Below are 12,648 nucleotides of genomic sequence, written 5' to 3' on the forward strand. Positions count from 1 at the left end.
CGTGGTGGAAGCGAAACAGATATCTGCGCAAGGCAGAACGGACAAAGGCCGCGGGGTGCGCGGCCTGGACGTACATTACGCTTCGCTTTCAACACGCAGCGCATCGGGAGGCAGGGCGATGTTCAGAATGACCGGCTGAAAGGCTTCGCGATCGCCAAATTTCATCGAAACGCCTTTTGCGACAATAAAGCCGCCGATGCCACCCAGCAGCGCACCGCAGGCGGCCGCCAGGTCGCTGCTGAACAGCGACTGAAACAGGCCGGCAACCACGAACAGGCCAAACAGCGGCGTCATGTAGACCAGCAGCGCTGAACCCAGCAGGCTGCTCTCTTTGATGCCTAACTCAATGCGCTGTCCCGGCTGCAGCGGCTTGCTGCTGACAATCTGCATCACATGAGCATTCTTCGGGCCGAGTTTATTCAGCATATGGCTGCCGCAACCTTTGCGTGCCTGGCAGCTGTTGCAGGAGGTTTTTGCTTCGGTATGCAGTGTGGCAATGCCATCCTGCCATGCCACCACGGTGGCCCATTCTCTCATCATTTTTGTGACCCCAGATCGATGCTGTCCGCAATACGTTTTGCGGTTGAGGGCGGTAGTTCGCCGATCACCGCAATTTCGTTATTATGGCGCACAACGGTCTGGACCGTACGACGCCCAGTGCGCAATGTCTGCGTTGTGCTACTTTTATCAGCTGGCGTCACGTTGATGGCGAAACTAAACAGCCCATCGCTGTAAAGCTTCGACTCAATATTTTTGTTCAGCCCCGGCAGCGTGCGGCGATTTTGCGACACCAGCGTCATGCCTGCGGGTATCCAGCCTGGCTGCCATGCGACAGTCACCGCGTCCCCTTTTGGCACGGAAAGCGACGGTGGCAGATTCGCTTTCTCCAGCCCCTGCATCAGATTGCGTACCCCTTCATCCACCGCAAAGCTGATAACGCGGAACTGTTCCAGCGTTTCACCGTCACGATCAAGCAGGTCGATACGGAGCGGTAGCCTGGTATCCACATCCAGCCAGACCACATAGCTGTAACGGGTGCCATCGCGAGACACGATACGCAGCACATCACACATCTGATCGGCAATGCGCGAGCGACCCACAGTAATAAAATCGTAGGCAGTGGCGAGTTTGTTGAAGTCAGCAAAAATCACCGACGGCAAAGCGTCGATAATATGATTGCCCGGGAGCGAAAAGGGATCAAGGCCTGGTTCGAAGTAGCTGATATCGTTACCACGCTGGATTACTTCCCGACGAGGCCCGTCCATTTGCAACAGCTGTGCAAATATCCGGTTATCGACCACAGCATGGCGATAGCGCAGCGATTCAATACCGATGCGTGAGACGTTGATATAGGCAAATTCGTAGTTGAGGTTCTGACTTGCCTGCTCCATCTGCTGCAATAGCGCCCCGGATGCAGTAGTTTGCGCCGGGGCGGCAGATGACCATAACAGGCTGCCTGTCAGCAGGCTAACAGCGTACCAAAACGGCTTCATTACTGCTGCTGCTGTCCTAATGACTGGTTTCCGGGAACATCAACCTGCGCCTGTTTTGGCGCATCGGTTTCAAACTGGAGCTGATCAGCGTGCAGACGGCGTTGCAGTTCATAATCCTGCAGCATGGCGTTCACGCGACGACGCTGATCCTGAACCTGCTGATTAGCGCTGTTCGTGTCAAAGGCATCAGACGGCACGCCCAGGCTAACCGGGGAGGCTTTACCCATCATCGGCAGCGTATTGAACACCGGAGAGTCAGAGGTCTGCGTGGCGCTACCCTGCGGCTGGTTGTAGTGCTGAACACCCACGATCACGGCCAGTGACACACAGGCAGCCACACCCACCTGAGTCAGTTGCGCAGCCCACGGACGCGCCTTTTTCCAGAACGGCATTTTTTCCCAGCGGGAAGGTTCTGGCTGAGCTTCAGGAATCAGCGTGGTAACCGTACGCAACGGTTCTTTTTCGATAGCAGCAGCGACGCGCGCAGAGATATCAAAATGCAGGACATCACCCACATCACCGCGCATGGTATCGCGAATAAGATGATAGCTCGCCCAGCTTTTCTGTAGTTCTGCGTCCTTAGACAAGGCGGAAAACAGCTCGTTATCTAAGGTCTCACCATCCATTAAAGCGGAAAGTTTTTCTTTCTGCATGCCTATGTACCCTTCCAGTAGCCGTTATCACTAACGTTGGATAAGCGGTTGAACTTTGTTATCAATGGCCTCTCGCGCACGAAAGATACGTGATCGAACAGTGCCTACCGGGCAATCCATAATGACGGCGATCTCTTCATAACTCAGACCGTCCAGTTCCCTGAGGGTAATTGCCATACGCAAGTCCTCGGGTAGCGCCTCGATGGTACGAAAGACAATTTGTTTCAATTCGTCAGACAACATTAAGTTCTCAGGGTTCGAAATTTCTTTTAATGCACCCGCACTTTCGAAATTTTCGGCGTCAATAGCATCCACATCACTGGATGGTGGACGACGCCCCTGAGCAACCAGGTAATTTTTCGCTGTGTTTACCGCAATGCGGTACAGCCAGGTATAAAACGCGCTATCGCCCCGGAAAGAGTCCAGTGCGCGATACGCTTTAATAAACGATTCCTGTACAACATCAGGCACGTCGCCCGAGGGAACATAGCGTGAAACCAAACTCGCCACTTTATGCTGGTAACGAATCACCAGTAAGTTGAACGCTTTTTGATCTCCCTTCTGTACCCGCTCGACAAGGACCTGATCCGTTAACTGCTCGCTCATCCGAGGTAATGTCTCCCCAAATTTTTCATATGCATAAAGTAACTGCCAGCACATCTCATGTTCTGAGCAAGCATGCGCTTAGAGTTGTGATGTGGTGCGAAGTTCACTTCCCGCCGTGATATTTACCGCTCCGATGGAGATAACACAGGTTGTTCGTTTTCGTTCAGTGTCAGGAGCGTAAATCGCAGGCAGAGTAACCTATGACAACAGCTTTTTCATCATTAAATCCTTTAGGTTTAATAAGTTTGCTATAAAAAACCAGGGCTGAAGCAGCCTGTTCTTAACCTATTGATTATATAAGGATTTTCATCAGAGCCAGATGAACGCTCGCGTCGTGTGTTTAAAATACTTCACAGAACACCCCATTGCGCTTATGCTCAGGCCTGGTCTTGTTTAGTAAATTAAACATTATGATGAATGCGAATCCGGATTATCAGTGTGATGTGTTGATTGTGGGCAGCGGTGCGGCCGGCCTGTCGCTGGCGTTACGGCTGGCAAAACAGTATCAGGTAACCGTTCTCAGTAAAGCGCAGGTCAATGAAGGGTCAACTCTTTATGCGCAGGGTGGCATTGCTGCGGTATTTGATGAGACGGACAGCATCGAGTCGCATATCGAGGATACGCTGATTGCCGGCGCGGGATTATGCGACCGTGAGGCCGTGTCGTTTATTGCCAGTAATGCCCGGCATTGCGTGCAGTGGCTGATCGACAACGGCGTTGCGTTTGATCTCGATCCGCATGCGGCGGGTGACATGCGCTATCACCTGACTCGCGAAGGCGGCCACAGTCATCGCCGCATTCTGCACAGCGCTGACGCTACCGGCCACGCGGTTGAAACCACGCTGGTGAGCCAGGCATTAAGCCACCCTAACATCCGGATTCTGGAACGTACTAACGCGGTCGATCTGATTCTTTCAGATAAAATCGGGCTGTCTGGCCCACGCCGGGTGGTGGGTGCGTGGATCTGGAATCGTAATCGCGAGCAGGTCGAAACCTGTCGGGCGCGGGCCGTCGTCGTTGCAACAGGCGGTGCCGCCAAAGTCTATCAATATACCACTAACCCTGACATTGCTTCCGGTGATGGCATCGCGATGGCGTGGCGCGCGGGCTGTCGGGTGGCCAATCTGGAATTTAACCAGTTTCATCCGACCTGCCTTTTTCATCCGCAGGCGCAGAATTTCCTGTTAACCGAAGCGTTACGCGGAGAAGGTGCCTGGCTGTTACGTCCCGATGGTAGTCGTTTTATGCCCGACTTTGATGAGCGCGCCGAACTGGCCCCCCGCGATATTGTTGCCCGCGCTATCGATCACGAGATGAAACGGCTGGGTGTCGACTGTATGTATCTGGATATCAGCCACCAGCCTAAAGAGTTTGTGCGCGCACATTTCCCGATGATCTATGAGAAGTTACTGACCTTTGGCTTTGACCTGACCAAAGAGCCGATCCCGATTGTACCCGCCGCGCACTACACCTGCGGTGGCGTCGTCGTCGATCGGCACGGTCAGACCGACGTCAATGGCCTGTATGCCATTGGTGAAGTGAGTTATACCGGCCTGCATGGCGCTAACCGGATGGCCTCCAATTCGCTGCTGGAGTGTCTGGTGTATGGCTGGTCCGCGTCAGAGGAGTTGATGCGTACCCTGCCCGGCATTGAAGCCGTCACTACCCTCCCCGCCTGGGATGAGAGTCAGGTTGATGACGCTGATGAACGCGTCGTGATCCAGCATAACTGGCACGAGCTGCGTCTGTTCATGTGGGATTATATGGGAATCGTCCGCACCACCCGGCGGCTGGAACGGGCGTTGCGCCGCATCAACCTGCTTCAGCAGGAGATCGATGAATATTACCGCCATTTCCGCCTCTCCAATAACCTGCTGGAGCTGCGAAATCTGGTGCAGGTCGCTGACCTGATGGTGCGCTGCGCGCTGGAACGAAAAGAGAGTCGCGGCCTGCACTATATTCGTGACTACCCGGATTTACTGCCAGAAGCGCTGCCGACCCTTTTGACCCCGCCAGGTTACATGAAGAGGTAAAAGTTCTGCGTCAGGCTACACCACTCATCGGAATAGCGGGTATCTGGTGCGCGGATTGCGAGACGCTCCAGCAGCGTTTCCCCAGCCTGCGGCGACAGACCCAGTACCACGCGGTGTGGCGGACGATGGGCATATTCTGCCACGTCCAGCCGGAAACGCAGATGCCAGCCATCGGCCTGCGCCAGGGTGATAAACGTCTGCCCAATATCGACGGGCAGCACCACGCAGAACATCCCCTCCTCTTCAATTAATAAGGCTGCACTGCGTAACAGCGTCTGATGATCGAGCGAGGCCGTTGCACGTGCGTTGTCCCGTGCCACGGTAGAGCAGGCTACGCCCGGCGCGAAATAGGGGGGATTACTGACAATCAGCGAGTAACGTTTATCACACTGCTCAGCCCAGCTGGCGATATCCTGCTGATGAACCTGAATACGTTCAGACCATGGTGACTGCTGCACATTCTCCTGCGCCTGCTGTGCGGCTTCCGGTTCTAACTCCACCGCATCGATTTGGACCTGCGGTGGCGTACGCTGCGCCAGCATCAGGGCAATCAGCCCGCTGCCGCTGCCGATATCCAGAATGCGCCTGACCCCGGCCACCGGTGCCCAGGCCCCGAGCAGAATGGCATCGGTTCCCACTTTCATCGCACAGCGATCGTGCGCGACAAAAAATTGTTTAAAGGTAAAACCGTTTTTATTTAACTGTGGCCGTTCACGCGGCTTATCCTGCATCATTCGTTACTACCATCGTTTTTTCCTGCCGTCCGGCAGCGCATGAGTGTAACGTGGCAACAGAGGGAATTCACGCGGCAGACAACCCCAGGCGCAGCGGAAACGGATTAACAGATGAAGATTCAGTCTGATCTGTCTATAATCAGCGCCCCAAACTGAGGTAGACCATGACAGTAACCACATTTTCCGAACTCGAACTCGACGAAAGCCTGCTACAAGCGTTGCAGGAAAAAGGCTTTACGCGCCCAACAGTGATCCAGGCCGCTGCAATTCCGCCCGCGCTGGAGGGTCGTGACGTTCTGGGTTCGGCACCTACAGGAACCGGGAAAACCGCCGCGTATCTGTTACCGGCGCTGCAGCACCTGCTTGATTTTCCGCGCAAGAAATCCGGGCCGCCGCGCATATTGATTGTGACCCCGACCCGTGAACTGGCGATGCAGGTTGCCGATAATGCGCGTGAGCTGGCGAAACATACGCATCTGGACATCGCCACGATCACCGGCGGCGTGGCTTATATGAACCATGCCGAAGTCTTCAGCGAAAATCAGGACATTGTGGTCGCGACCACGGGCCGTCTGTTGCAGTACATCAAAGAAGAGAACTTTGACTGCCGCGCCGTAGAAACCCTGATACTGGATGAAGCGGACCGCATGCTGGATATGGGCTTTGCTCAGGATATCGAAACCATCGCGGCTGAAACGCGCTGGCGCAAGCAAACCATGCTGTTTTCCGCCACGCTGGAAGGCGACAATATCCGTGACTTCGCCGAGCGTCTGCTCAACGAACCGGTTGAGCTGGAGGCTGATCCGAGCCGTCGCGAGCGCAAAAAGATCCAGCAGTGGTACTACCGCGCTGATGATCTGCAGCATAAAACCAAATTACTGATTCATCTGCTGAAGCAGCCGGATGTGACGCGCAGCATTGTATTTGTGCGTAAGCGTGAACGTCTGCATGAACTGGTGAGCTGGCTGCACGAAGCGGGGATTCGTAGCAGCTATCTTGAAGGTGAAATGGTGCAGGCCAAGCGTAACGAAGCGATTAAGCGTCTGAGTGAAGGACGCGTTAACGTGCTGGTTGCGACGGATATCGCCGCGCGTGGTATTGATGTTGAAGATGTCAGCCACGTCTTCAACTATGACATGCCGCGTACCGCCGATACCTATCTGCACCGCATTGGTCGTACCGGTCGTGCGGGCCGTAAAGGCATCGCCATTTCACTGGTTGAAGCGCATGATTACGTCCTGCTGGGTAAAATCACCCGCTATGTGAATGAGCCGATCAAAGCGCGCGTGATTGATGAACTGCGCCCTGAAACGCGTGCGCCTAATGCTAAAACCACGGGTAAACCGTCGAAAAAAGTGCTGGCGAAGCGTGCAGAGAAGAAAGCCAGCGAAACGGAAAAACCGCGCGTGAAAAAACGCCATCGTGATGCTAAAAATGTTGGCAAACGCCGCAAGGCAAGCGGCACTACGCCAGCTAACGAGAATGCGGAATAAAACATCACACGTATAAAAAAATCGCCTCACAGGAGGCGATTTTTTTTATCTGATAATCAGTTACGGCCTTTTCAGAATGTTTCTTCTGCCAGTGCGCTTTCTTCACAACACTGGCATCCGCATGCCGGGTAGTTAACTGCTTATCTCCTTCATTATAAAAATAAAAATTGCTGTGTGCGCTTTGCGCTAATTTTCAGCACCCCGATAATTCAGGCGGTTTACAGACTTTCTGTAAAGGTGCGGGTGATTACATCGCGCTGCTGCTCAGGCGTCAGTGAGTTAAAACGCACGGCATAGCCTGAAACACGAATAGTCAGCTGTGGGTAATTTTCAGGATGTTTAACCGCATCTTCAAGCGTTTCACGACGCAGCACGTTGACGTTCAGATGCTGACCGCCTTCAACGCGCACCTGCGGTTTAATGTCAACCGGCACTTCACGGTAAGCGAATTCGCCCAGTTCGCTGATGGCGACAACCTGATCTTCTTCATAGCCCGCTTTTGCACACAGGCAACGCGCTTCAGCTTTCTCTTCATCCAGCAGCCAGAAGGAGTTCAGAAGTTGTGAATTGTTAGTTTGAGTGATCTGGATACCAGTGATCATGATTGCGTCTCCCGGATAATACGTGAATAAATCAAATTTGAGGCCCCGGTATACCATCGTTCATTCACAACAGCCTTGACCTGTATCAATATTAATCAGCCATTCAGCGTGCTTTTCAGCTAACCCATTGATCTCAAAATGTCTGCCAACTAAAAATAATTTGTATTTTTCAAATTATTTTTGCCTTCAGGTCAGCGGCAGGAACGGCTAAGCTTACTCCACTAACGTTAAGGGAGTTAAACATGGCTGAAAAGCTGACCTGGCACGACGTGCTGGCTGAAGAGAAAGAGAAACCCTATTTTATTGAGACGCTGAAGCAGGTCGCCGATGAACGCGCCGCGGGTGTAACCGTCTATCCGCCGCAGAAAGATGTGTTTAATGCGTTTCGCCTGACGGAACTCGGTGACGTCAACGTCGTGATTCTGGGGCAGGATCCCTATCACGGGCCGAATCAGGCGCACGGACTGGCTTTCTCAGTTCTGCCAGGGGTTCAGGTGCCTCCGTCACTGCAGAATATCTACAAAGAGCTGGTGCAGGATATTCCCGGCTTCCGGAAACCCGATCACGGCTTTCTTGAGAGCTGGGCAAAACAGGGAGTGATGTTGCTTAACACGGTATTAACGGTTGAAGCAGGTAAAGCCCATTCCCATGCGCGATTCGGCTGGGAGACCTTTACGGACAACGTGATTGCGGCGATTAACCAGCACCGTGAAGGGGTGATTTTCCTGCTGTGGGGCTCACATGCGCAGAAGAAAGGCAGCATTATCGATCGCAAGCGCCATCATGTGTTGCAGGCGCCCCATCCCTCACCGCTCTCTGCGCATCGTGGATTTTTCGGCTGCAAACACTTCTCAGCGACCAATGAATTGCTGAGCGCTGCCGGTAAAAAGCCGGTGGACTGGACGCCGGTCTTACCGGAATAGCGCCCAAACGCACACGGCCGCGTCAGTGCGCGGCCGTGTAACAGGATTCAGGGGTTGAATCAGCTCTTAGCCTTAGAAACCGCAACCATCGCCGGGCGTAGCAGGCGACCATTCAGCGTATAGCCACGCTGCATCACCAGCATGACATGGTTAGGTTCAAATTCTTCAGACTCCATCATCGACATCGCCTGATGAACTTCAGGGTTGAATGGCACGCCAGTTTCGCCAACCACTTCAACACCGAACTTACGCACGGCACCGAGCAGGCCCTTCAGCGTCAGTTCAATGCCTTCGATCATGGATGCCAGCTGTGGGTCCTCTTTATTGGCCACTTCCAGCGCACGTTCCAGGCTGTCGATGACCGGAAGCAGCTCGTTGGCAAACTTCTCAAGCGCAAATTTGTGCGCCTTCTCAACGTCCATCTCGGCACGACGACGAATGTTTTCAACCTCAGCCTGCGCACGCAGCTGTGCATCGCGTACACCGTTCTGCGACTGCGCTAATTCAGCTTCGAGCTGGGCAATACGCTCATCACGCGGATCCACCTCTGCTGCCGTCTCCGCTTCCTGAGGTTGCTGCTGATCCTGCTGAATTTCGTCTGAGACTTGCTCGTTTGGGGTGTTCTGTTCTTTACTACTCATGAATTTCTCCGCGTTTTGCACATTCATTTCGCTGGTTGGCTTATTATGGGGATTGGTATGACGGATTCAAGGGAACCTATCACATTGCCTTGCCGTTTTGGCTTATAAGGAACACCGACCAGATGAACAAACACTTTAACTGCATTGGTATCGTGGGTCATCCGCGCCATCCCACTGCGTTAACCACGCATGAGATGCTCTGGCGCTGGCTGACAGCCAAAGGTTATCAAGTGATCGTTGAGAAGCAGATTGCGCAGGAGCTGTCGCTTCACGACGTGCAGACCGGCACGCTGGCGGAGATTGGTCAACAGGCTGATTTAGCGGTCGTTGTGGGCGGTGACGGTAACATGCTGGGTGCCGCGCGGGTGCTGGCGCGCTATGATATCAAAGTGATTGGCATTAACCGCGGTAATCTTGGTTTTCTCACCGACCTTGACCCGGACAATGCGCAGCAACAGCTGGATGAGGTGCTTCAGGGTAACTATTTCGTCGAGAGCCGCTTTCTGCTGGAAGCGCAGGTGTGCAAATCTGACTGCTCACCGCGTATTGGCTCCGCCATCAACGAAGTGGTGCTGCATCCCGGTAAAGTCGCGCACATGATCGAATTTGAAGTTTACATTGATGAAGTGTTCGCCTTTTCCCAGCGCTCTGATGGGCTGATTATTTCAACACCCACCGGCTCTACCGCCTATTCCCTCTCAGCGGGTGGTCCGATTCTGACGCCGTCACTGGAGGCCATTGTGCTGGTGCCGATGTTCCCGCATACGCTGTCAGCGCGTCCACTGGTTATCAACAGCAGCAGTACCATCCGTCTGCGCTTTTCTTCACGCCGCAGCGACCTGGAAATCAGCTGTGACAGCCAGATTGCGCTGCCAATCCAGGAAGGTGAAGATGTACTGATTCGACGTAGTGCCGGCCATCTTGATTTAATTCATCCTAAAAACTACAGCTATTTCAATACGCTGAGTTCAAAGCTAGGCTGGTCAAAAAAATTGTTCTGAAAACCGGCCTCTCCTCTTTACTGGATAAAAAACCAGTTTATACTGTATGAAAAACCATATGTGTTTATTCGTACAGGTGAACCTATGCTGGCCCAACTGACCATCAGTAATTTCGCTATCGTTCGTGAGCTCGACATTGATTTCCAACGCGGCATGACAGCAATCACTGGTGAAACCGGTGCCGGTAAGTCTATCGCGATTGATGCGCTGGGATTATGTCTGGGCGGCCGTGCCGATGCCGACATGGTGCGTCAGGGTGCCAGCCGGGCTGACCTCTGCGCCCGCTTTCAGCTTAAGTCCTCCCCTTCTGCTCAGCGCTGGCTGATAGAGAATCAACTCGATGACGGCAATGAGTGCCTGCTGCGCCGTGTCATCAGCGCTGATGGTCGTTCCCGTGGCTTTATCAATGGCACGGCGGTGCCGCTTTCTCAACTGCGCGATCTGGGCCAGTTGCTTATCCAGATCCACGGTCAGCACGCCCATCAGCTTCTGCTCAAACCCGATCATCAGAAGCATCTGCTGGATGCCTATGCCGGGCACGACGATCTCCTGCAACAAATGCGCGCCAGTTATCAGACCTGGCACCAGAGCTGTCGCACCCTCGCGCTGCATCAGCAGCAGGCGCAGGAGCGCGAATCACGCCGCGAGCTGTTGCAGTATCAGTTGAAAGAGCTTAACGAGTTCGCGCCGCAGCAGGGCGAATATGAGCAGATTGACGAGGAGTACAAGCGCCTTGCCAACAGCGGACAGCTGCTGTCGACCAGCCAGCAGGCGCTGCAGCTGTTAGCAGACAGCGATGACAATAATCTCAACAGCCTGCTCTATAGCGCACGTGAGATGATTTCAGAACTGACCTCGCTGGATGAGAAGCTGAACGGCGTTCATAACCTGCTGGAAGAGGCGGCGATTCAGCTGAGCGAAGCCAGCGACGAACTACGTCACTATTGCGACAGCCTTGATCTGGACCCAAATCGCTTGTACGAACTGGAAAAGCGTATTTCCCGCCAGATTGCGCTGGCGCGTAAGCATCACGTCACGCCAGAAGGTCTGCCTGAACTGCATCAGCAGCTGCTGGCGGAAGCGGAGTTGCTGTCACAGCACGAAAGCGATCAGGAAAGCCTGCAATCGCTGGTGGGTGAACATTACCAGGCGGCACTGCAAAGTGCAGAGCAACTTCATCAGCAGCGCAGCCACTTTGCCGATGAACTGCAGCAGCTGATTACGCAGAGTATGCATCTGCTCTCTATGCCACACGGTCAGTTTAAAATCGCGCTGACCTTTAATCCGGATCAGCTGACAGTAGATGGCGCGAGCCGCGTCGATTTTCAGGTGACCACCAACCCGGGTCAGCCTCTGCAGCCGTTAGGCAAAGTCGCTTCGGGCGGTGAGCTGTCACGTATCGCACTGGCGATTCAGGTGATCACCGCGAAGAAAATGGAAACGCCGGCGATGATTTTCGATGAAGTGGATGTTGGGATCAGCGGCCCGACCGCTGCTGTCGTCGGTAAACTGCTGCGTCAGCTGGGTGAATCGACCCAGGTTATGTGCGTCACTCACCTGCCGCAGGTTGCCGGTTGCGGACATCAGCACTTCTATGTCAGCAAAGAGACCGATGGCGCGATGACCGAAACCCATATGCAGCCGCTGGACAAGCGGGCGCGTCTGCAGGAACTGGCGCGACTGCTGGGCGGCAGCGAGGTGACACGCAATACCCTGGCCAACGCAAAAGAACTTTTAGCCGCATAGCAGCGCACTTTTTTAACGTACCGTGGTCATATGCTTGCTCTGTAGAGGTTTCCAACGGCGAAAAGGTTTATTATCATCGGCACTTATGTCGCCAGAGTAATAAAGCCTGCCGCAGGCAGAGTTCAGATTTTGATGGCAAGAAAGCCGCCTGTTAAAGGCGTTTGGCCCCGGAAAAGGAATGTATAGATGCGCTGTAAAACGCTGACTGCCGCGGCAGTGGTAATGTTGATGATGACCGCCGGATGTTCCACTTTAGAGCGCGTGGTCTATCGTCCTGATATCAACCAGGGGAACTATCTGGTTGCCAACGATGTGGCCAAGATCCATAACGGTATGACACAGCAGCAGGTAGCTTACACGCTTGGTACGCCGATGATGAAAGATCCGTTTGGCAGCAACGTCTGGTATTACGTTTTCCGTCAGGAGCCTGGTCATGAGCGCGTGAAGCAGCAGACGCTGACGCTGACCTTTGATGGCAACGGTGTTCTGACTAACATCGATAACAAGCAGAATCTGTCAAAAAACAACGACTGATTGCACAACAGACCGTTTGAAAGAGAGCAAAAAGGCGCACTGAGCGCCTTTTTTTATGCCTGTGACCCGTCCTGAATAGCGTTGACACATTTACCCGGTGTTTTCAGGAGAATGTGATGAAACAGTATGTTAAACGTACACAACGCGATTACTCTCTGTCTTTTAAACTGGCTGTCGTTGAGCAGGTTG

At 53.7% G+C, this 12,648-nt stretch carries 13 protein-coding genes; 6 read left to right on the forward strand and 7 right to left on the reverse strand.

Going from position 1 to position 12,648, the window contains the following annotated elements:
• Window positions 1–75 precede the first annotated feature (75 nt).
• Genes rseC through rpoE form a run of 4 tightly spaced genes read right to left on the reverse strand, consistent with a single transcriptional unit; the run spans window position 76 to window position 2,752 of the window.
• On the reverse strand, window positions 76–540 hold the full coding sequence (gene rseC, locus F3I20_RS22400; protein ID WP_150019156.1) for a SoxR-reducing system protein RseC: 465 nt from the start codon (window positions 538–540) through the stop codon (window positions 76–78).
• Window positions 537–1,493 carry a sigma-E factor regulatory protein RseB gene (gene rseB / locus F3I20_RS22405; protein ID WP_150012645.1) on the reverse strand — a complete coding sequence of 319 codons (957 nt, stop codon included), beginning with the start codon at window positions 1,491–1,493 and terminating at the stop codon, window positions 537–539. The genes rseC and rseB overlap by 4 nt, the downstream gene beginning before the upstream one ends.
• On the reverse strand, window positions 1,493–2,146 hold the full coding sequence (gene rseA, locus F3I20_RS22410) for an anti-sigma-E factor RseA (RefSeq protein ID WP_150012647.1): 654 nt from the start codon (window positions 2,144–2,146) through the stop codon (window positions 1,493–1,495). Before rseA ends, rseB begins: the two co-directional genes overlap by 1 nt.
• Window positions 2,147–2,176: 30 nt before the next feature.
• Window positions 2,177–2,752: an RNA polymerase sigma factor RpoE gene (gene rpoE, locus F3I20_RS22415; protein ID WP_013358764.1), complete on the reverse strand. Its 576-nt coding sequence runs from the start codon at window positions 2,750–2,752 to the stop codon at window positions 2,177–2,179.
• Between the two features lie 413 nt (window positions 2,753–3,165).
• Between rpoE and nadB the strand changes: the two genes are divergently transcribed.
• The gene (gene nadB / locus F3I20_RS22420) at window positions 3,166–4,785 is read left to right on the forward strand and encodes an L-aspartate oxidase (protein ID WP_370513536.1); all 1,620 of its coding nucleotides are present in this window, start codon (window positions 3,166–3,168) and stop codon (window positions 4,783–4,785) included.
• Here nadB and trmN read toward each other — a convergent pair.
• Entirely contained in the window at window positions 4,770–5,519 is a 750-nt protein-coding gene (trmN, locus tag F3I20_RS22425; RefSeq protein ID WP_150012649.1) for a tRNA(1)(Val) (adenine(37)-N(6))-methyltransferase TrmN, read from the reverse strand. The two genes, nadB and trmN, sit on opposite strands and share 16 nt — an antisense overlap.
• A gap of 164 nt (window positions 5,520–5,683) precedes the next feature.
• On the opposite strand from trmN, the gene srmB reads away from it, so the two are divergent.
• Window positions 5,684–7,012: an ATP-dependent RNA helicase SrmB gene (srmB, locus tag F3I20_RS22430; protein WP_150012651.1), complete on the forward strand. Its 1,329-nt coding sequence runs from the start codon at window positions 5,684–5,686 to the stop codon at window positions 7,010–7,012.
• Window positions 7,013–7,230: 218 nt separating this feature from the next.
• Here the strand turns inward: srmB and grcA are convergent, their stop codons facing one another.
• A complete protein-coding gene (grcA, locus tag F3I20_RS22435) occupies window positions 7,231–7,614 on the reverse strand; it encodes an autonomous glycyl radical cofactor GrcA (protein ID WP_150012653.1) in 384 nt (127 codons plus the stop codon).
• Window positions 7,615–7,856: 242 nt separating this feature from the next.
• On the opposite strand from grcA, the gene ung reads away from it, so the two are divergent.
• Complete coding sequence (ung, locus tag F3I20_RS22440; RefSeq protein WP_150012655.1) at window positions 7,857–8,537, forward strand: uracil-DNA glycosylase; 681 nt, start codon at window positions 7,857–7,859, stop codon at window positions 8,535–8,537.
• Between the two features lie 59 nt (window positions 8,538–8,596).
• Here ung and grpE read toward each other — a convergent pair whose 3' ends face one another.
• A complete protein-coding gene (grpE, locus tag F3I20_RS22445; RefSeq protein ID WP_150012657.1) occupies window positions 8,597–9,178 on the reverse strand; it encodes a nucleotide exchange factor GrpE in 582 nt (193 codons plus the stop codon).
• 122 nt (window positions 9,179–9,300) lie between these two features.
• Here grpE and nadK point away from each other — a divergent pair, with 122 nt between their 5' ends.
• The 3 genes from nadK to bamE all read left to right on the forward strand — a co-directional run bounded on the left by nadK (window position 9,301) and on the right by bamE (window position 12,459).
• A complete protein-coding gene (nadK, locus tag F3I20_RS22450) occupies window positions 9,301–10,179 on the forward strand; it encodes an NAD(+) kinase (protein WP_003848582.1) in 879 nt (292 codons plus the stop codon).
• Between the two features lie 84 nt (window positions 10,180–10,263).
• On the forward strand, window positions 10,264–11,925 hold the full coding sequence (gene recN, locus F3I20_RS22455; protein WP_150038650.1) for a DNA repair protein RecN: 1,662 nt from the start codon (window positions 10,264–10,266) through the stop codon (window positions 11,923–11,925).
• Window positions 11,926–12,111: 186 nt separating this feature from the next.
• Complete coding sequence (bamE, locus tag F3I20_RS22460; protein WP_098052587.1) at window positions 12,112–12,459, forward strand: outer membrane protein assembly factor BamE; 348 nt, start codon at window positions 12,112–12,114, stop codon at window positions 12,457–12,459.
• Window positions 12,460–12,648 lie beyond the last annotated feature (189 nt).

The sequence above is a fragment of the Candidatus Pantoea gossypiicola genome, assembly GCF_008632075.1.
In the GTDB taxonomy this organism is placed as follows: domain Bacteria; phylum Pseudomonadota; class Gammaproteobacteria; order Enterobacterales; family Enterobacteriaceae; genus Pantoea; species Pantoea gossypiicola.

Coding starts and splice junctions, on each gene's coding strand:
- rseC (WP_150019156.1), bottom strand. CDS start 540: ATGATGAGAGAATGGGCCACCGTGGTGGCATGGCAGGATGGCATTGCC.
- rseB (WP_150012645.1), bottom strand. CDS start 1,493: ATGAAGCCGTTTTGGTACGCTGTTAGCCTGCTGACAGGCAGCCTGTTA.
- rseA (WP_150012647.1), bottom strand. CDS start 2,146: ATGCAGAAAGAAAAACTTTCCGCTTTAATGGATGGTGAGACCTTAGAT.
- rpoE (WP_013358764.1), bottom strand. CDS start 2,752: ATGAGCGAGCAGTTAACGGATCAGGTCCTTGTCGAGCGGGTACAGAAG.
- nadB (WP_370513536.1), top strand. CDS start 3,166: ATGAATGCGAATCCGGATTATCAGTGTGATGTGTTGATTGTGGGCAGC.
- trmN (WP_150012649.1), bottom strand. CDS start 5,519: ATGATGCAGGATAAGCCGCGTGAACGGCCACAGTTAAATAAAAACGGT.
- srmB (WP_150012651.1), top strand. CDS start 5,684: ATGACAGTAACCACATTTTCCGAACTCGAACTCGACGAAAGCCTGCTA.
- grcA (WP_150012653.1), bottom strand. CDS start 7,614: ATGATCACTGGTATCCAGATCACTCAAACTAACAATTCACAACTTCTG.
- ung (WP_150012655.1), top strand. CDS start 7,857: ATGGCTGAAAAGCTGACCTGGCACGACGTGCTGGCTGAAGAGAAAGAG.
- grpE (WP_150012657.1), bottom strand. CDS start 9,178: ATGAGTAGTAAAGAACAGAACACCCCAAACGAGCAAGTCTCAGACGAA.
- nadK (WP_003848582.1), top strand. CDS start 9,301: ATGAACAAACACTTTAACTGCATTGGTATCGTGGGTCATCCGCGCCAT.
- recN (WP_150038650.1), top strand. CDS start 10,264: ATGCTGGCCCAACTGACCATCAGTAATTTCGCTATCGTTCGTGAGCTC.
- bamE (WP_098052587.1), top strand. CDS start 12,112: ATGCGCTGTAAAACGCTGACTGCCGCGGCAGTGGTAATGTTGATGATG.